At 64.1% G+C, this 20,998-nt stretch carries 17 protein-coding genes; 6 read left to right on the forward strand and 11 right to left on the reverse strand.

The genetic code is table 11. The annotated features are described in order from the left end of the window. The first annotated feature begins 35 nt into the window (after positions 1–35). Together ACTGJ9_RS31835 and ACTGJ9_RS31840 are read left to right on the forward strand one after the other, a co-directional pair. Positions 36–584: a sigma-70 family RNA polymerase sigma factor gene (locus tag ACTGJ9_RS31835; RefSeq protein WP_456674271.1), complete on the forward strand. Its 549-nt coding sequence runs from the start codon at positions 36–38 to the stop codon at positions 582–584. Beyond that, on the forward strand, positions 581–1,345 hold the full coding sequence (locus tag ACTGJ9_RS31840; RefSeq protein ID WP_456674272.1) for an anti-sigma factor family protein: 765 nt from the start codon (positions 581–583) through the stop codon (positions 1,343–1,345). Before ACTGJ9_RS31835 ends, ACTGJ9_RS31840 begins: the two co-directional genes overlap by 4 nt. Positions 1,346–1,413: 68 nt before the next feature. Here the strand turns inward: ACTGJ9_RS31840 and hpnO are convergent, their stop codons facing one another. Next, positions 1,414–2,805, reverse strand: a complete 1,392-nt coding sequence (gene hpnO, locus ACTGJ9_RS31845; protein WP_456674273.1) for an aminobacteriohopanetriol synthase HpnO — start codon at positions 2,803–2,805, stop codon at positions 1,414–1,416. A 142-nt stretch (positions 2,806–2,947) separates the two neighbouring features. Here hpnO and ACTGJ9_RS31850 point away from each other — a divergent pair, with 142 nt between their 5' ends. Further along, positions 2,948–3,580: a DUF2147 domain-containing protein gene (locus ACTGJ9_RS31850; RefSeq protein ID WP_456674274.1), complete on the forward strand. Its 633-nt coding sequence runs from the start codon at positions 2,948–2,950 to the stop codon at positions 3,578–3,580. Here ACTGJ9_RS31850 and hpnN read toward each other — a convergent pair. Beyond that, positions 3,548–6,136, reverse strand: coding sequence for a hopanoid transporter HpnN (gene hpnN, locus ACTGJ9_RS31855; RefSeq protein ID WP_456674275.1), 2,589 nt, complete (start codon positions 6,134–6,136; stop codon positions 3,548–3,550). The genes ACTGJ9_RS31850 and hpnN overlap by 33 nt on opposite strands. Positions 6,137–6,594: 458 nt before the next feature. On the opposite strand from hpnN, the gene ispH reads away from it, so the two are divergent. Together ispH and hpnH are read left to right on the forward strand one after the other, a co-directional pair. Then, complete coding sequence (gene ispH, locus ACTGJ9_RS31860) at positions 6,595–7,521, forward strand: 4-hydroxy-3-methylbut-2-enyl diphosphate reductase (protein WP_456674276.1); 927 nt, start codon at positions 6,595–6,597, stop codon at positions 7,519–7,521. Positions 7,522–7,556: 35 nt separating this feature from the next. Then, complete coding sequence (gene hpnH / locus ACTGJ9_RS31865) at positions 7,557–8,717, forward strand: adenosyl-hopene transferase HpnH (protein WP_456674277.1); 1,161 nt, start codon at positions 7,557–7,559, stop codon at positions 8,715–8,717. 76 nt (positions 8,718–8,793) lie between these two features. Here hpnH and ACTGJ9_RS31870 read toward each other — a convergent pair whose 3' ends face one another. From ACTGJ9_RS31870 to ACTGJ9_RS31895, 6 genes are all read right to left on the reverse strand, one after another. Then, positions 8,794–9,543: a phosphorylase gene (locus ACTGJ9_RS31870; RefSeq protein ID WP_456674278.1), complete on the reverse strand. Its 750-nt coding sequence runs from the start codon at positions 9,541–9,543 to the stop codon at positions 8,794–8,796. Beyond that, positions 9,540–11,507: a squalene--hopene cyclase gene (gene shc, locus ACTGJ9_RS31875; protein WP_456674279.1), complete on the reverse strand. Its 1,968-nt coding sequence runs from the start codon at positions 11,505–11,507 to the stop codon at positions 9,540–9,542. The genes ACTGJ9_RS31870 and shc overlap by 4 nt, the downstream gene beginning before the upstream one ends. Positions 11,508–11,570: 63 nt before the next feature. Next, positions 11,571–12,827: a hydroxysqualene dehydroxylase HpnE gene (gene hpnE / locus ACTGJ9_RS31880; protein ID WP_456674280.1), complete on the reverse strand. Its 1,257-nt coding sequence runs from the start codon at positions 12,825–12,827 to the stop codon at positions 11,571–11,573. Continuing rightward, positions 12,827–13,666 carry a presqualene diphosphate synthase HpnD gene (hpnD, locus tag ACTGJ9_RS31885; RefSeq protein WP_456674281.1) on the reverse strand — a complete coding sequence of 280 codons (840 nt, stop codon included), beginning with the start codon at positions 13,664–13,666 and terminating at the stop codon, positions 12,827–12,829. The genes hpnE and hpnD overlap by 1 nt, the downstream gene beginning before the upstream one ends. Then, on the reverse strand, positions 13,656–14,540 hold the full coding sequence (hpnC, locus tag ACTGJ9_RS31890; RefSeq protein WP_456674282.1) for a squalene synthase HpnC: 885 nt from the start codon (positions 14,538–14,540) through the stop codon (positions 13,656–13,658). The genes hpnD and hpnC overlap by 11 nt, the downstream gene beginning before the upstream one ends. A gap of 191 nt (positions 14,541–14,731) precedes the next feature. Further along, positions 14,732–14,965 carry a hypothetical protein gene (locus ACTGJ9_RS31895; RefSeq protein WP_027533949.1) on the reverse strand — a complete coding sequence of 78 codons (234 nt, stop codon included), beginning with the start codon at positions 14,963–14,965 and terminating at the stop codon, positions 14,732–14,734. Between the two features lie 458 nt (positions 14,966–15,423). On the opposite strand from ACTGJ9_RS31895, the gene ACTGJ9_RS31900 reads away from it, so the two are divergent. Continuing rightward, on the forward strand, positions 15,424–15,921 hold the full coding sequence (locus tag ACTGJ9_RS31900) for a hypothetical protein (RefSeq protein ID WP_456674283.1): 498 nt from the start codon (positions 15,424–15,426) through the stop codon (positions 15,919–15,921). A gap of 121 nt (positions 15,922–16,042) precedes the next feature. Here ACTGJ9_RS31900 and ACTGJ9_RS31905 read toward each other — a convergent pair whose 3' ends face one another. The 3 genes from ACTGJ9_RS31905 to ACTGJ9_RS31915 form a co-directional block, all read right to left on the reverse strand. Continuing rightward, positions 16,043–18,409: an efflux RND transporter permease subunit gene (locus tag ACTGJ9_RS31905; RefSeq protein ID WP_456674284.1), complete on the reverse strand. Its 2,367-nt coding sequence runs from the start codon at positions 18,407–18,409 to the stop codon at positions 16,043–16,045. Between the two features lie 205 nt (positions 18,410–18,614). After that, positions 18,615–19,400: an ethanolamine ammonia-lyase subunit EutC gene (eutC, locus tag ACTGJ9_RS31910; RefSeq protein ID WP_456674285.1), complete on the reverse strand. Its 786-nt coding sequence runs from the start codon at positions 19,398–19,400 to the stop codon at positions 18,615–18,617. Next, positions 19,397–20,983: a B12-binding domain-containing radical SAM protein gene (locus ACTGJ9_RS31915; RefSeq protein WP_456674286.1), complete on the reverse strand. Its 1,587-nt coding sequence runs from the start codon at positions 20,981–20,983 to the stop codon at positions 19,397–19,399. Before ACTGJ9_RS31915 ends, eutC begins: the two co-directional genes overlap by 4 nt. Positions 20,984–20,998 lie beyond the last annotated feature (15 nt).

Consider the following 20,998-nt stretch of genomic DNA (forward strand, 5'->3'; position numbering starts at 1 on the left):
CGCACCAAACGCAGCAAGAGGCAAAGCGAGAGGCGATGCCCGTCAGCGACGATTTCCAGAAGGCGCAGCGCTTCCGCGAGGCGGCGCTCCCCTATCTCGACGACGTTTACACGCTTGCACGCTATCTCCTGCGCGACGCCTCCGACGCGGAGGACGCGGTGCAGGAATGCTATTTGCGCGCGCTGAAGCACTTTGACAGCTATCGCGGTCCGGCGATGAAGCCGTGGCTGTTCGCGATCCTGCGCAACGTCTGCAACGCCGAATATGCGAGACGCGCGCACTCGCACGCCGCAATCGAGGACACGCCCGGCGCCGCCGACCAGACCCCGATGTGGCAGGAGAGCGAGGCCAGCCCGGAGACCGAGGTGCTGCGCAGCCGCGACGCCGGCGCCATCCGCAAGATGATCGACGCGCTCGCCGAGCCATTCAAGGAAACCTTCGTGCTGCGGGAGATCAGCAACCTGTCCTATCGTGAAATTGCCGAAGCCGTCGGTGCCCCCGTCGGCACCGTGATGTCCCGCCTCGCCCGCGCCCGCGCCATGCTGCGCGCGGCCTGGACGGCGGAAGAGGAGCAATCGAAATGACCTGCGACGAAGCACAAATCCTGCTTCACGCGCTGCTCGACAACGAGCTCGATGCCGGCCATGCGCGCGAGGTCGAAGCCCACGTCGCAAGCTGCCCGGCCTGCACGGCTGAGTTCGCGGCACAGCGCGAGATGAAGCGCGTGCTGGCCGATACCAAGCTGCGCTACAGTGCGCCCGCTGGCCTGCGTGCCCGCATCGAGGCGTCGATGCCGCAAGCGCGGCCGCAGCCGAGCCGGCGTTCCGTGCTTCGCGGTTTTGCGATGGGTTCGGCAGTCTCGGCGCTCGCCGCTTCCGGCGTCGTCGCCATGGTGCTGCGCCAGGACGACCAGCAGCGCATCCTCTCGGAGGTCGTTTCCGCGCATCTGCGCTCGCTCCAGGCCGGCCACCTTATCGACGTCGTCTCGACCGATCAGCACACGGTCAAGCCCTGGTTCAACGGCAAGCTCGATGTCGCCCCGCCCGTGATCGACCTCACGGCGCAAGGTTTTACGCTGGTTGGGGGCAGGCTCGACTATGTCGATGCGCGCGCCATCGGTGCGGTGGTCTACCGGCGCCGGCAGCACATCATCAATTTGTTCGTGTCGCAGACCGCGAGCACCGAGCATCGGCCGCCAAAGACGCAGACCATGCAAGGTTTCAACTGCCGCCGCTGGGGCGAGCGCGGCCTGAACTTCTGGGCCGTCAGCGATATCGGCGGCGACGAGCTCACCGAATTCGTCGACAAGTTCGAGGCTGCGATGAAGGCGAATGTGGAGGGGTAGCTTTACATCACACCGTCATTGCAAGCGCAGCGAAGCAATGAGGACGGCCGATACGCCTCGGCAGAAAATCAGGCCGACCGCCGCACCGCGTTGTCCACCAGCGTCTTGCCGAGCGACCAGATCGCACCGGGGACCTTGTGGCTGCCGGCGATGACGTCGTCGAAGGCGCGCTCGATCCAGTTGCAGTCTTCTTCGGTGATGGTGAGCGACGGCAGCAGCTTGATGGTGTGGCTGCCGTGACCGGCCACCTGCGTCAGGATCTTGTGATCCTTGAACAGCGGCACGGTGATGAGCTGGCAGAACAAGCCCTTGTTGGCGGCCTCCAGCACATTCCAGGACGCCCGCAGCCGCAGCGATTTCGGCGGCCCGAACTCGATGCCGATCATCAGGCCCTTGCCGCGCACTTCCTTCAAGAGCTCGTAGCCGGGCACCATACGCGTGAGCGCGAGGCGCAGCTCGGCGCCGCGCTTGGCGGCGGACTCGATCAGCTTCTCCGATTCCATCACGTCGAGCGTGGCAATGCCGGCGGCCATCGCGAGATCGTTCTTGGAAAAGGTCGAACCATGCACCACCGCGCGGTCCATCTGGTTGAAGATCTTGTCGAAGATGTTCTTGCGCGTCAGCACGGCGCCGACCGGCACGTGGCCGCCCGAGAGCGACTTCGACAGCAGCACCATGTCGGGCTCGACGTTCCAGTGCTCGACGGCCAGGAAGCGGCCGGTGCGGCCCATCCCGGTCTGGATCTCGTCGGCGACGAACAGCGTGCCGTACTTCTTGCAGAGCGCGGCCGCGCCCGGCAGGAACTCGTCGGAGGGCATGTTAACGCCCTTGCCCTGGATCGGCTCGACCACGAAGGCCGCCACCTCGCGTGAGGCCAGCGCCTTTTCGAGCGCGGCAAGATCGTTGAACGGAACCGAGGTGCAGCCCGGCAGCAGCGGCTCGAAGCCGGTGCGGAAGTTCGAATCACCGGTCAGTGACAGTGCGCCATAGGTCAGGCCGTGATAGCCGTGCGCGCAGTAGACGATGCCGGGACGGCCGGTGGCACCACGCGCGAACTTGATTGCCGCCTCGACGCATTCGGCGCCGGAATTGGCGAAGAACACCTTGTCGAGGTAGGGAATATACTTCAAAAGCCGCTCGGCGAGCACGCCGGCGAGCACCGAAACGTCGAACTGGACGAGATTGGGCAGATCGGCGTCGAGCACGCTTTTCAGCGCATCGCGCATCACCGGATGATTGCGCCCGATTGCGAACACGCCAAAGCCGGACAGGAGGTCGAGATAACGCGCCCCCTCGCGATCGTAGAGGTACTGCCCCTGCCCCTTCTGGAAGCCGACGTCGTAGCCGATGGTCTTGAGAACCCGGACGAACTGCTCGTTCAGGTGCCGATTATGCAGGGTGCTGCGCTGGGCCTGACGGTCCGCGAACAACTGGGACATGTCTGGATTTGGACTGTTCATCCGCTACATACTTCGGTTGAGGGCCGCTTCGTCAACTGAAAACGGTCAGCAAACGGAAAAGGGTCTGTGCGGCCTTTTGCCCTTTTTCGGACCATCTTCGCAAGCACAGCTTTAGACCATGTTGCACTGCCAAGGAACACTCATGCGTTTGGCCCTTTACACCGGAATAATACTGGCAAGCGGTTACGCCGGCCTGACACCGGCGCTCGCTGCCGATCCCACCGGCGACTGGCGGGTTGCCGACGGCGTCGCCCATATCCGCGTCGCCCAATGCAATGGCGCCATGTGGGGCGCGGTTTCGTGGGAAAAGCAGCCCGGAGGCCGCGACGAGAACAATCCGGATGTCTCAAAAAAGAACAGGCCGACACTGGGCATGGCGACCCTGATCGACATGAAGAAGGTGGCCGGCGCCGAGCAGTGGGAAGGTCAGGTCTACAACGCCAAAGATGGGCAGATGTATAGTGCGACCATCACGCCTGTCGGCAGCGACCAGCTCGAGATCAAGGGCTGCGTGCTGGGCTTCCTGTGCGGCGGCGAGACCTGGACCCGCGTCGGTCCACCCATCCCGCCGAGCACCGCCAACGCCATGGCCAAGGGTGCGCCAAAAACCACCGGGGCAGCGCCCAAGGCTGCACCGGCACCAGGCGCAGCAGCAACTGCGCCGACGGCAGCTCCGAAGAGCGCTGCCGCGGCCAAGCCCGGTCAGAAGAGCGCAACCGCCGATCCCGTCGGCGACATCTGCCTACTCCCTGAGATTGCGGGGTTTGCCCATTAGGGCCGGCTGAAACAGCAGCACTGCGGCAAGCGTCGTCACCAGAGAAAGTGCGAGCAGCTTGCCCATGCTGGACGTGCCCGGATGGCTCGACAGCCACAGGCTGCCGAACGCGGTCGCCGTCGTCATTGCGCTGAAAAAGATCGCGCGCGTCAGGCTGGTCTGAAGCAGGTTTGTCCTGCCGGAGCGCCACGCTACGACATAGTAGATCTTGAACGCGACGCCCACGCCGAGCAGCAGCGGGAACGCGACGATATTGGCGAAGTTGAGCGGCAGGCCGATCAACACGCAGATCTCGAGCGTCACCGCGCCCGCAACCAGAAGCGGCACGAGCGTCATCAGCACGTCGACGATGCGGCGCAACGTGATCCACAGCAACAGGCCGATCACGAGCAACGCATAGATGCCGGCATGGATGAATGCGTTCACCACGGTGTCGCCGGATTTCAGGATCGAGACCGGTCCGCCGATCGCGGTCGGCTCGGCCGCGAGCACGGCTGCCGCAAACTTGCGCAGCGTATCGTTGTCGTTGGGGTCGCCCTTCGGCTGAGCTTCGACCCGGATAATTCCGTCCTTGCTCTTCCAGGCGTTCACGAGATCGGGCGGCAGTGATTTCAGGGTGACCGGCTCGGCCTGCATCGCGTTTCTGAGCTGGTCGAACACGATCTTCATCGGCGTGACGAACACGTCCTGTGCCCTGTTGCGGGTCGCCTCGTCCGAATTGGCAAGCTTCTCGAGTGCGTCCGCGAGCCGACGCGAGGCAACTGGGCCCGGGCCCTTGGCGTCACCGGCGGTGCGGCGCAGATTGTCGACCGAGGATTTCAACGACTCGACATTCTCCTGATCCGACGGCGCGGGGTCGATCTGGTCGGGGTTGAGCGCGGGGTTCAGCAGCTTGGCGCCCTGCGCGATCAGCTTCAGCTTCGGCTGCTGGTCCTCCGGCACGAAGCTGTCGAGCGACATCACACGCAACACCTCCGGCACCTTCTCCAGCTTCGCTTCAACCTGCTTGGCCTGCTCCTCCGACCTGGTCATCACGTTGATGGCATTGGCGCCGGTGTTGGGATCCTTGCGCAGGTCGAGGAAGGTTGCGATCGACTCGGCCTTCGGGTTGCGCAGGTTCATCGGATTGAAGTCGAACTTCAGGAAGTAGAGCAACGGCAGGCCGGCGATCGCCAGCAGCAGCGTGCCACCCACGACCAGTACCCGGTGCTTCTCCAGGAAGTAATCGAGCGGCGCCAGGAAGGCATAGCCGACCGGCTCCCTCTCGCCCGGCGGGTTCAGCAGTTTCAGCATCGCGGGCAGTATTGTGATGCTCGAGAGGAACGCCACCAGCATGCCGACGCCGGCAATCTGGCCGAGCTCGGAAATGCCTTTGTAGTCGGTCGGCAGGAAGCAGAGGAAGCCGGCGGCCGTCGCCATCGCCGCCAGCGACAGCGGCACTGCGGAGCGCTTGGCGGCAAGCACCAGGGCATTGGAGAGATCGTCGTGCTTGTAGCGCTCCGAGCGGTAGCGCACGCTGTACTGGATGCCGAAGTCGACGCCCAGTCCCACGAACAGCACGGCAAACGCGATCGACAGCAGGTTGAACGAGCCGACCATCATCAGGCCGCCGGCGGTCGTCAGCGAAAGGCCGACGAACAGATTGACGAACACAGCAAAGATGATCTTCGAGGAATGCAGCGCGAGCCAGAGGATCACAAGCACGACGACGACCGTGCCGATGCCGTTGACGACAGCGCCTTCCTGGACGGTGGCGTATTCCTCGTTGGCAATCGGGACAGGACCGGTCAACCGCACTCGCGCCTGATATTTTGTCGCAAAATCGAGATCGACCGCGGCCTTGCGGATCGCGTCGGTCGCGCCCTTGCCCGGCTCCAGTGCATTGTAGTCGAGGATCGGCTTGAACTCGATGAAGGCGCGCTTGTCCGAATCGGACAACGGCTGATCGCTGACGAGCTCGCGCCAGGAGAAGCTCGCATCGCCCTTGTTGAGCACGGTCTCGACCGTCTGTGCGATCTGGTTGAACGGCCGTTCGGTGCTGTCGAGCTTGACCTGGCCGCGCTTGACGCCGGCAAGCCCGGTCTCCAGCGCGCCGGTCAGTCCGCGAATCGAGGGATCGCCGGCCATGATCTCGATCAGGGGTGCTGCGGATTCGAACTGGCCGGTGATCTTGGCGACTTCCTCGGTCGGCAGGAACAACAGGCCGTTCTTCTCGAAGAACTCACCGGTGCCGAGCTGCTGGATCGACTGAAATTCAGTCTTGTTGTCCTTCAGCTTGGCAAACAGCGCGTCCGCGGCCGCCGTCGCCATCTCCGGCGTGCTGGCCTCGACGACCGCGAGAATCGTCGCGTCGCGGTCGAAGGCGCGGTCGAACTGCTGGTCCCGCTGGCGCCAGTCCAGATTCTGGGCAATCAGCGAATTGATGTCGGTGTTGATGGCGAAGTGCCGGGACGTGTAATAGCCCGCCCCCACCGCCAGCAGGAGCCCGAGAACGACGACGACGGAGGCAAACCGGGTACAGGCCCTGACGATGGCAACAACTACGCTCTGCAGCACTTCTTTTCTTTCTAGTGTTAACAGCCTGCCGGAAACGCTCGCTCTTTATCGGAGTTCCCGGGCGAAACCTATTGCTGTTTGAGTGGCTCTCGCGGGAACCAGGTTCGAAGCAAACTGCGAGAGACCATGGCAAAATCACGCTGAGCGGCCGGTATAGCCGTCGAGTTGAGGCGGTAAAGTGACGAACGGGTGAGCAAAATGTCGCCGGCTCGTTCACGTGAATTGAAGTATTTTAATACCGTGGATCGACCCTGCCGGGAACCCCAGGCTCCGAGCCACCTTCCCTTGGCGCCGATTTTTGACACAAAGTGCTGTGCCTGCATGCGCCTGGACCCAGCTGGGGTGGGCGGTTACCGCGGTCGCGACACCAATGGTGCGGATATTGCAGCGTTGGCCTGTATCGGGGTGCCGCCTGGGACAATTGAGCGGATTGGTGCAACTTGCGTGATGGGCGTCCAATGGAAGTTTGTCTAGCGCAGCCGCGCGGCTTTTGCGCGGGCGTGGTGCGCGCGATCGAGATAGTCGAGCGGGCGCTGGAGAAATACGGCCCGCCTGTCTACGTGCGCCATGAGATCGTGCACAACAAATACGTGGTCGAAAGCCTGAAGAACAAAGGCGCAATCTTCGTCGAGGAATTGTCCGAAGTCCCTCCGCAGGCCGTCACCGTTTTCAGTGCCCATGGCGTCGCCCGCAGCGTGGAGGAAGAAGCCGCCGCGCGCGACCTTCCGGTGCTGAACGCCACCTGCCCCCTGGTCACGAAAGTTCACAATCAGGGGAAGCGCTACATCACCAGGGGCCGCACCCTGATCCTGATCGGCCATGCCGGTCACCCCGAGGTCCAGGGCACAATGGGTCAGGTTCCCGGGCCCGTCCTGCTGGTCCCGAGCGTTGAAGAGGCCGAGGCCCTGGCGCTGCCGGCGGATACGCCAGTGGCCTACATCACCCAGACCACGCTGTCGGTGGACGACACCAAGGACATTATCGGGGCTCTTCAAGCCAAATTTACAGATATTCAAGGCCCCGACATCCGGGATATCTGCTATGCGACACAGAGCCGCCAATCTGCGGTAAGGAACTTGAGCAAGCTGGTCGACGTGATCTTGGTGGTGGGTGCTGCCAATAGCTCGAACTCGAATCGGCTCCGCGAAATCGGCACTGAGGCCGGCGTCGCGAGTTATCTGATCGCCGACGGCCGCGAGCTCAATCCGGAGTGGTTGAAAGATGCCAGAACCGTCGGCCTCACAGCCGGCGCCTCGGCGCCTGAGGTGTTGGTGGATGACGTGATCGAAGCGCTGCGGCGGATCGGACCGGTGACGGTCTCGGTGCTCCCGGGCCGCGAGGAAAACATCGAATTCAGGCTTCCGGCCCAACTGGCTGCAAGCTGACCTACCCGAATTTCAAGCCCAGAAAGAAACTTGTAATGGCAATCCCCTTCTTCAAGGAAATGCGTATCGGCGGCTATTTGCTCAAGCAGAAACTGCTTGGCCGCAAACGCTATCCGCTCGTGCTGATGCTGGAGCCGCTGTTCCGCTGCAATCTCGCCTGCGTCGGCTGCGGCAAGATCGACTATCCCGATGCGATCCTCAACCGCCGCATGACCGCGCAGGAGTGCTGGGACGCGGCCGACGAGTGCGGCGCGCCGATGGTGGCGATCCCCGGCGGCGAGCCGCTGATCCACAAGGAGATCGGCGAGATCGTGCGCGGCCTCGTCGCACGCAAGAAGTTCGTCTCGCTCTGCACCAACGCGCTGCTGCTCGAGAAGAAGCTCGACCTGTTCGAGCCCTCGCCCTACCTGTTCTTCTCCGTGCATCTCGACGGCCTGCGTGAGCATCACGACAAGGCCGTGTCGCAGAAGGGCGTGTTCGACCGCGCCGTCTCCGCGATCAAGGCGGCGAAGGCGCGCGGCTTCACCGTCAACGTCAACGCGACCATCTTCGACGGCCACCCGGCCGAGGAGATCGCGAAGTTCCTCGACCTCACCGTCGAACTCGGCGTCGGCGTCTCGATGTCGCCCGGCTACGCCTATGAACGCGCGCCGGACCAGGAGCACTTCCTCAACCGCACCAAGACCAAGAAGCTGTTCCGCGACGTCTTCGCGATGGGCAAGGGCAAGAAGTGGAACTTTATGCATTCCGGCCTGTTCCTGGACTTCCTCGCCGGTAACCAGGAATACGAATGCACGCCGTGGGGCATGCCCGCGCGCAACATTTTTGGCTGGCAGAAGCCCTGCTACCTGCTCGGCGAAGGTTACGCAAAAACCTTCAAGGAGCTGATGGACACCACCGACTGGGAGACCTACGGCACCGGCAAGTACGAGAAGTGCGCCGACTGTATGGCCCATTGCGGCTACGAGCCGACGGCTGCGACTGCCGCTCTCAACAACCCGATCAAGGCGATGTGGGTGTCGCTGCGCGGCATCAGGACCACGGGCCCGATGGCGCCGGAGATCGACATGTCGAAACAGCGCCCGGCGCAGTACATCTTCTCGGCGGAAGTGCAGAAGCGCCTGTCGGAAATCCGCAAGGACGAAGCCGCCGCCGCACAGGAGAAGGCTGCGCGGAAGGCTTCGACCGCGGCTTAGGCGCGAACACCCCAAAATCAAAAGGCCCGGTCGCCACCGCGACCGGGCCTTTTCTTTGTCAGTTCGAAGAACCCGCTCAGACGGTCTCTGCGACCAGCGCCTCGCTGTCGACAAGTTCGGTACCGATCAGGAAGTCGCGGCAGCCGCGCAACGAGCGCAGCGCGCGGTTGAAGTCGATGCCGGTCGAGACCAGCGCATGCAGCGCCGCCGGGTTACGCACGATGCCGCGCAGGACGGCGGCGAGATCGATCTGGCCGTTCGGCTTGATTGCGGCGCGGGCAAGTGCCGGCAGCGCGCGGTGAGCGGGATCGCTGATGACGCGGACCGCGGCGAACGGCAATCCGGCCTCGGCGGCGTAGGCGGCCGCGATGTGGCTTTCCATATCGACGGCGGAGGCGCCGGTCTCCGAATGCAGCGCCGCCTTGCAGGTGCTGCCCGTGACCACTTCCTCGGCGCCGGCAAGGGAGCCGCGCACGACCCGGCGGCGGCCGGAGGTCAGCTTGTCGATGAGGTCGTCGCTCAGCGAGAGGCCGGCGGCCCAGCGGGCATCGCCCGAGAGCACCTCGGTCGCCACCACGACGTCGCCGGAGCGCAGCGTCGGGTCGAGCCCGCCGGCCACGCCGAACGAAATGACGCCACGAATCGTTTCGGGATCCACCACCGTCAGAAGCGCGCGCAATTGCGTCGGGCTGCTCGACGAGCAAATGACCGCCATTCCGGGCCCGGCCGCAATGCGGGCCTCCTGAACCAGACCGGTCACGATCAGTATCGGCCGCGGGTCTACGGCCTGACCCGCGGTAACATAGTCCCCCATCCCCCAAGTCACATTCCGACCCCTACCACCCTGCTGTTGGTGTTCCGCAAGTTCCGATACCGCGCGAGCGCCCACAACGGGAAGAACTTTGGGTAACCATGGTACCGCAGATAGAACACGCGGGGGAAGCCTGTGGCGGTATAGCGGCTCTCGTCCCACAGTCCTTTTTCGTTCTGTGTTGCAATCAGGTACTCCACCCCGCGGGCGACGGTCGGGTGATCAACATCGCCAGCAGCCATCAGGGCAAGCAAGGCCCATGCCGTTTGTGAGGCGGTCGACGGAGCGGGCTCCCAGCCCTTGTAGTCCAGCCGATAGCTGACGGCGTCCTCGCCCCAGCCGCCATCCTCGTTCTGGATCGAGGCCAGCCAGCCGGCCGCCTTGCGCATCATGGGATCGCTGTGGGGAACTCCGGCCATGTTGAGGGCGCACAGCACCGACCAGGTTCCATAGATGAAGTTCATGCCCCAGCGGCCGTACCACGAGCCTTCGGGGTGCTGGGTCTTGCGCAGATAGGCCACGCCGTCGGCGATGTGCTTGCTGGTCTTCGCGGTCTCGCCAAGCTGGGCCAGCATCGAGATGCAGCGCGCCGTGACGTCCTCGGTCGGCGGATCGAGCAGCGCGCCGTGGTCCGAGAACGGGATGTTGTTCAGGTAGTATTCGAGGTTGTTGACGTCGAAGGCCGCCCAGCCGCCGTCGTCGCTCTGCATGCCCTCGATCCACTCCCGGCCGCGATCGATCGCAGCGCCATAGCCGGTCGCCCCGTGCTCCCGGCGCATGCGATCCATCGACATCACCACCACGGCGGTGTCGTCGAGATCGGGGTAATGGGCATTGTTGTACTGGAAGGCCCAGCCGCCCGGACGCACATCGGGCCGCTTCACCGCCCAGTCCCCCTTCACCTCGAGTTCCTGCTTCGGGATCAGCCAGTCGAGGCCCTGCTTGGCCGCAGGCACCGCCTTGTCACCGCCGGCCTCAAGCAGCGCATGCGCGGTCAGAGTTGTGTCCCACACCGGCGAGACGCAGGGCTGGCAGTAGGCCTCGTCGCCCCTGATCACGAGCAGCTTGTCGATGCCCCGACGCGTGACCGCGCGCGGCGGAAAATTCTCGTCCTTGCCGAGCGCCTCATACATCATGACGATGTTGGCCATGGGCGGATAGATCGCGCCCATGCCGTCCTCGCCGTTGAGCCGTTCTTCGGTGAAAGCGAGCGCGGCATCGATCGCGCGCTGGCGCAGGCGCTTCGGAAACATCGGCTCGACGACACGCAGGATCGCATCGAGCGAGCGAAACAGCAGGAACCAGGCCATGCTCTGATGCGGCGCCTTGGCAGTCATGCCGATCGAGCGCGGATCCTGCAGGAACAGTTCGTCGATGCCGACACCCTTCGGGTTCTTGGCGCGCGGCTTCAGCGCGGCGATCACCATCAGCGGCACCATGGTGGTGCGCGCCCAGTAGGAGATCTTGTTGAGGTGGAACGGCGACCAGAACGGCAACAGCACGATCTCGATCGGCAGCACCGGCACCGCACGCCAGGTCAGCACGCCGAACGTCGCGAGCAGGAAGCGGGTGAAGACGTTGCTGTTGATCGCACCACCGCGTGCGTGAATCGCCTCGCGCGCGCGCACCATGTGCGGCGCGTCCACGGAATCGCCGATCATCTTCAGCGCGAAATAGGCCTTCACGCTCGCGCTCATGTCGAACTCGCCGTCATGCACCAGCGGCCAGCCGCCATGGGCACCCTGGACGCGGCGCAGATAGTTGCCGATCTTGGCCTCGAGCACGGTATCGACGGGCTCTGCGAGGTAGTGGCGCAGCAGGATGTATTCGGCCGGAATCGTGCAGTCGGCCTCGAGTTCGAAAACCCAATGGCCGTCGGGTTGCTGAAATGCGAGCACGCCTTGCGTAGCCGACGCAATGCTCGATTCCAGAGTGCTCGATTCCAAAGCTTCGCGGCGGGTCGCGTTCACGGAATCCATGTCGCTCGATTGCTCCGATAGTCGATTGAAAGTGACGGGGACATTGCCCGTCAGGGCCGCTTTTCAGGATCCTTTGACGGCCAGAACCAGATCGGCGGCGCGATCACCGGACCGGACCGATCCCTCGATCGTTGCAGGCAATCCCGTAGCAGTCCAGTCGCCGGCAAGGAACAGATTTTTCAGCGCGGTGACCGGCCCCGGACGCAGGGCATTCTGCGCCGGCGTCGCCGCGAACGTGGCACGTCGCTCGCGTACGATCTGCCATGGGGGCAGCTCGCCGGAGACGCCGCCGGCCTCGCAGACGTCGTTCCAGATCGCCTGCGCGAGTTCCTCGCGCGGCATGTCGACGAGGCGGTCGCCATTGCTGATGGTGACGGAAAGCCGGTTCGGGAACGCAAACAACCATTCCACGACGCCGCCGATGACGCCCAGGATCGGCGCCGCGCCCGGCGGCGGTGTGATGCGGAAATGCGCGTTCACAATGGCGCGGAATTCGGTCGGCGCCTTCACCCCCGGCAGCAGGCTCGTCGCCGCGCGCGGCGGCACCGCCATCACGATCACGTCGCCCGCAGCAAGCTGGATCACGTCCTCGCCGCCGAAATTCAGCGCGCTGACTTTGCCGTCATTGGAGACCAAGGAGCGCAGCTCATGCCCGAGCTGAACGGAGTGACCGCGCTCAGCCAGGAATTTCACGGCGGGCTCGATCAGCACGGCGCTGAGGCCGTCGCGCGCGATCAACGGACGGCAGGCCTGCCCGCCCGCCAGCAGCGTCTCGCGCACGATCGCGCCGGCGAGCCCGGCCGACCCCTCGGGCGGATCGACGTTGAGCGCGGCAAGCAGCAACGGCTGCACCAGGCGCTGATAGAGAATGCCCTCGCAGGGAATGGATTTGCCGACCGGGGTCGCTTCCGAGGCCCAGATCAGCGGCGCCAGCTTGAGATAATCCGTCAGCCCGGTGTCGGGCACACGGCGGCTCTCGTCGAGCACCCAGGTCGGCAGCCGGCCCGCGCCCAGATCGATCTGCCAGCGTTGCCCGGTCTTGATATCGACGAAGGGAAACTGCGCGGTTTCAGGCCCGACCAGGCCCGCCTCGGTGCCGATCGAGCGCGCATAGGCCCGTGCGTGGCTGTTGCCCGACAGCAGCAGATGGTTGCCGTTGTCGATGGTGAGATTGGTGGCGCCGTCGAAATAGGAGCGGCAGCGGCCGCCGGCCTGCTGCGTCGCCTCGTGCACGGCGACCTTGAAGCCGGCATTGGCGAGCCGCATGGCGGCGGAGAGGCCGGAAATTCCGGCGCCGATGATGTGAGCTGTGTTTTGCATCAGATGAAAGCGTAGCGGAACAGGATCGCGAAGCGTGTGACCTTCGACACTCGCACCGGCTCGCGCGGCGCCTCGAAGCCGCGCGCGATCAGGAGGTCCAGAATGGCTTGATAGTACTTCGACATGATCCGCGGCGCGCGCACGGCGCGGCGCTTGTTGCGGCTCATGATCTCGTCCGACGTCTCGAAATGCGCTTTCGCACGCTGCGTCAGCGGAAGGCAGACTTTCGGCAACGCGCGCTCGGCGATCACGCGGTCCGGATCGTTCGAGGTGATGCCGGCATGCAGCAGCGCCTCGCGCGGCAGATAGAGCCGGCCGAGGCCTGCGTCCTCGTCGATGTCGCGCAGGATGTTGGTGAGCTGCAGCGCGCGGCCGAGGTGGTACGCAAGCAGGATACCATCTTCTTCCGGCAGGCCGAACACCCGCACCGATAGCCGTCCGACGGCGCTGGCGACCCGATCGCAGTAGAGATCGAGCGTTGCCATGTCGGGGGCGCGGATGTCCTGCGGCACGTCCATTTCCATGCCGTCGACAATGGCGAGAAAATCCTCGCGCTTCAGCCCGAAGGTCTTCACCGAGGCGACGTAGTCCTTCAGCCGCGGCGGCGGATGGCCTTGGTAGAGCGCATCGATGTCGTTGCGCCATTCCTGCAGCGCCGCGAGCCGCTCGTCGCGCGGGCCGTCGGAATCGGCGATGTCATCGACCTGGCGACAGAAGCTGTAGATCTGGAACATCGCCTCGCGCTGGTCGCGCGGCAGAATACGCATCGCGGCATAGAAGGAGCTGCCGGATGCGGTCGAGCCATAATTGGCGCCGGGCGCGGTCGCCTCAAGCGTCATGGGCAGTCCCCGGATTCGAGATGGGCTTGCGGCCGATCGCACGGCGGCCGACTTCGCCGGTCATGCCGGCGAGGCTGAAGGTGAGCAGTTCAAACTTGTTCAGATGCACGCGCTCGCGCAGCGGATCGCGCACCTTCAGGAGGCGCACGATACGATCCGCATAGGCCTGGATCACCGCGACATCGACGCCGAGGCGCAAATCCCTGATCTCCGCGCTCAGCGGCCTGCCCTCGTTGAGCAGCGCTTCGTTGCGCAGGGCGAGCCCCTGCAGGCAGGCCAGCATCGCCGGCGGCGACTGCGCAAGTCCGAGTTGCTCGACCGAGGCGCCGCTTGCAGCCAGCGCATCGCGCGGCAGATAGACGCGATTGAGCTCGCGGAAATCCTTGCCGCAATCCTGCAGGTGGTTGTTGATCTGAAGGCCCGCGCAGAGCGCATCCGACGCGGCCCAGGTCGAGGTGCTCTCGCCATGGACGTCGAGCATGAAGCGGCCGACCGGCATCGCCGAATAGCGGCAATAGTGGATGACCTCGTCCCAGTTCTCGTAGCGTAGTTTTGTCACGTCCATGCGGAACGCGATGAGCACGTCCAGCGCGTGCCGCGGCGCCATGCCTCGCTCGGCCAGCGCGCGCCGAAGCGCGACGGCTTCAGCCTGGGTCTCGCCCTTGCCGAGCAGTTCCGCCTCGAGCAGGTCGAGATAGCGAAGCTTTTCGTCCGCCGGCAGGGTGGCGTGGTCGGCGATGTCATCGGCCGTGCGGACGAAATTGTAATACGCCAGGATCAGCGCGCGATGGCGCGGATGAATGATCCAGGACGCGACGGGAAAATTCTCGTCGCGGTCACCCTTGCCGGATCGCAATTCGCTCGCAGAGGTCATCGAGGGCTGATCAACAATGGTTTGGACAGGAGGGGCTTTCGCGCTCGCGCGGGCTCATGCCGGCGACGCCGCCGCGGCCCCCATATAGGGGAATACGGCCGCAAAACCAATCCTGTCCCTCGATGGCAGCCCTGTGGATCCCGCGCGAAAAAGGCGGCCCTACGGCCGCCTTTGTGGGCCAGTGGCCGAGCTTACTGGTTGTGGTTCTTCAGGACCTGGTCGCAGGCCTGCGAGATCTTGGCCCGGTTCTCCTTGAGGCAGGCCAGCACGGTGAAATCGCCCTGGTCGATGACCGGACGGCAGAACTTCTGCACGTCGCGCGTGCAGGCCTTCTGCTCGGCGTCCGTGCCACGCCCCTGCTGGGCAAATGCAGCCGTGGACAGGGTTGCCGACAGCACGGTGAGGGCGACGAGAAGCTTACGCATTGTATTCCTTCATTCTGACGGCAGAATCGCACCAATCCCGGACAGCACAGGGCGGACGACGGGAACGGATTGTTCTGATGGCAAGTTGCCGCGGAAAGAGCGGCACTGGAGAAGCCACAAGCGCTGGTAAATGCGGCCAAATTGGCGCCGCGCCTACCAAATCAGGTCTTCCCTCGGTCTTCATTCGCAGATGTAAGAGGTTGATACTACGTCATAATTCGGGAACACGGCGCTTTACTGCATACCTGTTGCAGAGCTGCATCTGTCCGGTCCGCCTTTTCGGCCGGAAACACATGGAAACAGAGGAATCCAGGGTCAGACCATGGCAAGAGCGCTTTGCGCGCCTGACATCACGGACGACCAGGCTTGAACCTGACCGGGGCTCGGAACACTAAACTTTCGATGTGGGCGAGACGTCCTGCCATGAGCGGACGTCGTTCCAAAACGGGATATTTGTGATGAAGTTCTTTGGACGATCTGAACTGGCGATCAAAGCGGCCGGCATTGGCGCGGCGCTGCTGTTCTCGGTTGCAGCGAGCCACGCTCAGTCGTCCGGACCGTTCGCCGGTTTCGACGGGGCGTGGACCGGCACCGGCACGGTGTCGCTGTCCGATGGTTCCACAGAACACATCCGCTGCAAGGCGGATTACAAGGTTGGCGGCACCGGCCTCAACCTGAAGCAGGCCCTGCATTGCGCGTCCGACAGCTACAAGTTCGACCTCACCAGCGACGTGACGAGCCAGGGCGACCGCATCTCCGGCAACTGGAGCGAGTCCAGCCGCAACATCTTCGGCAATCTCAGCGGCACCGCCGGCGGCGGCCAGATCGAGGTGTTTGTCGAAGCCAACGGCTTTGCCGCCAATTTGACGCTGCGCACCAACGGCACCAAGCAGACGGTGCAGATCTCGTCCAAGGGCGAGATCCGCGGCGTCAACATCACCATGACGAAGAGCTGACCGCCGTTCCCGCCGCGAAGAAAGAACACGCCCCCGGTTCTCGCGAGCCGGGGGCTTTTTACGACATGGACCTATTTCGCAGACAGCTGCTTTGGAGCGTTGGCCGCGGATCACACCCGGCTCAGATTGCCGGCTTGTCGGGGCCCTGAAGCTTGGCGTGCAGGTTGATCAGCCACATCGCCGTCGGCCGCAGGATGAAGAGGTCGGCCAGCAGCGCCGCCACCATCGAGAAGGCGCTGAGCCAGCCGAACAGCCGCAGCGACGGCAGGTCGGAGAACACGGTGACGACGAGGCCGCAGGCCAAGACCACCGTGGTCAGGATCAACGCGGGGCCGACCAGCACGGTTGCGCGCTCAACCGCGAGCGCCGAACCGACGCCCGGTTTGCTCTCAAGCCGCAGGCGGTTGAGGAAGTGAATGGTGGCGCTTAAGCCCAGGCCGAACGAGACGGTGAGCGCGACCACGCTGGCGAATTGCAGCCCCTCGCCCATCGCCCACAGCACCGTTCCCGACATCACCACCGGGAAGATGCCCGGCAGGATGCAGGCGAACATCACCACCCATGAACGGAAGGCGAGACCGATGAAGATCGCGACAAGCGCGAATTCGACGGTCAGGCCACGGTTCAGCTTCTCGATCATGCCGGCCGAATTGCGCGCGGCGATGGCGGCAAGACCGGTGACGGCAATCTCGTAGCCCGGGTGCTTCTTGCGGACGGCGTCGAGCTCGGAATCGAGCTTGTCGACGATCGGCAGGAGCTGGCTGGAGTCCTTGTCCGGCACGCGGCCGGCCACGACTACCGCATCCTGTTCCGCATCGATGAAGCGTCGCACCAGATGCTCAGGGATGACGTTGACATATTCCTTGAGAGTCGCGACATCGTCGCTGCCGGCCTTTTCGGCCAGCCAGCGGCGCAGCGTCTCCAGCGACCAAACGTTGCCGACGCCGGCCGCCTTCTCCACGGTCGCGTGCACGTCCGCGATGGTTTGCAGCGTCTCCGGCGAGTAGAGCGTTTCACCCTTGGGAAACTGGATCAGCACGTTGACCGGATTGGCGCCGGTCAGCTTGGCGTCGAGCCGGTTGCTGGCGGCCACCGCCTGGCGCTTGTCCGGTACCTGGTCGGCGAGCCGGTAGCGCGGCTGAAGATTGGCGTAGACGACACCGAGGCTGGCGACGAACAGCAGTGCGATCAGGCTGAACAGGCCGGGCCGGCCGACCATGCGCACCGCAATCCAGTAGCAGAAATTGCGCAGCGCCTGCACGCCGGCATCCGCGGTCTGGAACTTGACCGCAAAGAGCTTCTCGTTGCGCACGAACAGCACGCCGAACACCGGCACCAGCGACAGCACCGTGATCAGCGCAATGATGGTCGCGGCCAGGCCCGCTTCGCCGAATTTGCGGATCAGGTCGGAGTCGGAGAACTGGAGCGCGATGAAGGAAATTCCGGCGGTGCCGTGCGTCAGCACGCAGGCCGGACCCACCACCAGCACGGCGTTCTTGAACGCCGTGAACTTGTCCTGGCCGGCGATCAGCCGGTCGCGCGCGGCGAAGGTGAGCTGCATCGAGTCCGAGAACGAGATCACCATGATGAGTGGGGTCATCACGTTCAGGAACATGTTGAGGTTGAAATTGGCCCAGCCGAGTGCGCCGAGTGCGATCAAAATCGCGATCATCGGCGGGAACGCCGCCACTACCATGAACGAGATCTTGCGGAAGAAAACGATGGCAATGACGCAGCCGGCGAGAATGCCGAGGATGTTGTAGGTGAGACCGTCGCGCTCGACCGCATTGCGGATCTCGAGCTGCATCACCGGCACGCCTGAGAGCTGCACGCTGAGCCCGGTATCTCCGAGATCCTCCTTCATCAGCGCGCGGATGTCGCCGACGGTCTTGGTGAGCTTGCTGGAGGCAACCACTTCCGGATCGAGCGACAGCACGATCAGCGCGAGCGTGCCGTCCTCGGACAAGAGCTTGCCGCGGATGATCTCGTTGTTTTTGACGGTCTCGATGAACTGGTCATAGGCCGCGCCCTCGGGCAGTTCGGCCGGGAACAATGCGGCCGGCAGCTTGCCCGGCGCCGGCGCCTGGCGTGCGGAGAACAGCGAGACCAGGCCGCGGGTGCCTTCGACCAGTTGCAGGTCGGTGACGAAGTCGCGCAGCTTCTCGAGATTGTTTCGCGCCAGCAGGTTCTTGCCCTCGACCACGACGAGGACGTCGAATTCCTCGGCCGGGAACTTCTTTGTCACCGCTTCATACTGGCGGAATTCCGGCGTGTTGGAGCGGAATAGCTGGGATAGAGAATCGTCGATCTTGATCCGATAGATGCCGAACACCGCGCCGACGATCAGCGCGAGCAGGATGATGCAGGAGACGATCGGCGCCCGGACTGCAATCAGTCCGATGCGCTCCAGCCCGAAGGCGATGGAGGACGTAGGCCCCTGCTCGACCTTGTCGACATGAACCTCATTCTCGCGGTGCTTTTCGAGCATGCCTTGTCCAGTTCCTAAATCGGTTCGGTCAGTGAGCTTATTGGGCCCCGCGAACGGCTTGAAAACGCCATACCAATGGGAGGCTTGCCCTTTGAAAATGCGCGGAAAATCGCCGGCAGCGGTTTAGCAGGTCATGAGCCCGACTCGCAAGCACGCCAAGGGTCTCCAAATCGATCAAGATACAGAGATTTTGCCGGAATGCCCGTCATTCGGGCAAAGCCGTGCCAATTCGACGCGGCGCGTGGTCGGCGCTCTCGTCCTTGAGCGCCACGCCCGTGACCTCCCGCGCCAATCCTTCGCGGACCAGCCAGGCGAGCTTGAGGGCGGCCTCATGATAGCTCAGCCCACCCTTGTGGATGTTCGACACGCAGTTGCGCGCGGCATCGGTCAGCCCGGGCTTCGGCGCGAAGGTCAGATAGGCGCCGAGGCTGTCGGGCGCGGACAGGCCCGGCCGTTCGCCGATCAACATCAAAACCATCCGGGCGCCGAGAATGGCCCCGATCTCGTCGCCCAGCGCAACCCGCGCGCCTGAGGCGACGGCGACATGGCCGATCGCGACGGCGTCGCCTTCGCGCAGCAGCGTCAGCAGGCTTTGCAGCAGCGCAACTGCATGGGCATGGACCGCCGCTGCCGACAATCCGTCGCCGATGACGACCGCAAGCTGGCACGGCATGGTGGCACCATCCGCCAGTGCCGCGGCGGAACCGGCATCGAGCCGCCGTCCCAGATCCGGCCGGCGCAGATAATCCCTGCGGTCGGCGGCCCGGCTCGTGACCTCGGTCGCATCAAGGCCGAGCGCCCTCACCCCGGCAATCAGACCCGACGCGTCGAAGGCGGCGTGCACGGCATCGCGGGCGCGGGCATGCGCCAGCGTAAAGTCAAGCAGCGGCTTTGTGGGAAGGCTCGCGCCGGTGCGCCCGAGCGCGACGCGCGCGGGCGTGAACGATCTCAGGTCGACGGTCGGGCGCGCCGGAACGGGCTTGTCGCTCATTCGGCGGGAACGGCCGCTTCGCGCAGCCGGATCGAATAGTTCGACGCGTTCTGCTTGCCGCTCGATGCCGCGCGCGCAAAGGTGATGAGATGATGCGCGATCATGGTGCAGCCGATCAGGCCTTCGATGTCACCGCGACGGAGCCGCCCCAGCGCGAATTTCCAGAACACGCCCCTGTAGTCCCCGAGCACGCCGACCTTCCAGAAGATGTTGCGCAGCATGACGAGGCCGCGCCGGATATTGGTCCAGGTCTTCATCTCGTCCGGCACCGGCATCTTGAGGCGATGGGGATAAACCTCGTCGCATTGATACTGGAAGCGCGCGTAGACCTTCTCGGGCTCGTAGGCGACGCTCATGGCGTGCTTCCAGGAGGCGACGACGTCGTCATAGGGCAACAGGAAATTGACGTTGGAGTCGCGCCCTTCGTCATCGACCAGGCGGCCTTCCTTCTCCAGGCGGTCCCACAGCGGCGTCTTCGGCAGCGCCTGAAGCAGGTTGATGGTCAGCAGCGGAATGCGCGACTCCTCGACGAAGGCGAGCAGCGCCTCCGAGGTGTTTGGCTTGTCGGTGTCGAGCCCCATGATGATGCCGGACACCACCTCCATTCCGTAGGAGTTGATGGTGCGCACGCCCTCAAGGATCGGGACCATCATGTTGTGGTCCTTGTGCATCGCCTTCAGCGCGTCGGGATCCGGCGTCTCGATGCCGCAGAAGATGGTGATGAAATAGGCCTCGCGCATCTTCTCGAGGATTTCGGGGCGCTTTGCGATGTTGAGCGTCGCCTCGCAGGCGAGCCGCACCACATAGCCGGTCTTCTTCTGCCATGCGATCAGATGCGGCAGCAGATCCATCGCTGCCTTGCGGTTGCCGATGAAATTGTCGTCGACGAAATAGACCGTGTCGGTCATGCCGCATTCGCGCAGGCGATCGAGCTCGGCGATGATCTGCTCGGGCGACTTGATGCGCGGGTTGCGGCCGTAGAGGCCGGGGATGTCGCAGAACTCGCACTGATACGGACAGCCGCTGGAATACTGGATGCTGCCGAGGAAATACCGCTTCACATCGGCGAGCTCATAGGCCGGGATCGGAAACTCCGTCATCGGCACGCGGTCTTTGGTCGTCAGCACGACCTGTTGCTCGGGGCGCGACGTATCGCGCGACAGGATTTCGAGCAGCTGATTGGTAGCGTCGCCGAGCTCGCCGACATGGAGATAATCGAACGACGGATAATAGTCCGGGCACGCGCTCACCGACGGACCGCCGAGCGCAACCGGCAGGTCGAACTCATGGGCGCGGCGGCAGATGTCGTTCATTTGCTGCCGCTGAATGTGCATGCCGCTGACGAAGACCGCCTCCGCCCATTCGAACTCTTCCTTCGTCGCGCGGCGAAGATTCTCGTCGACGAATTTGACCTGCCACTCCTGCGGCAGATAGGCCGCGAGCAACAGCAGGCCCTGGGGCGGCATGAAGGCGCGGACGCCGTCGGTCAGGGGATAGGCGTACTCGAACGTGCCGAAGGACGACGTGTAACGCGGGAAGACACAGAGAATTCGCCGGCTCGTTCCGTTGCTTTCAGCGCGCATCGATCTTCCCCCAAC

Origin of the sequence: Bradyrhizobium sp. RDM12, from assembly GCF_051917485.1 — a bacterium.
GTDB lineage: Bacteria > Pseudomonadota > Alphaproteobacteria > Rhizobiales > Xanthobacteraceae > Bradyrhizobium.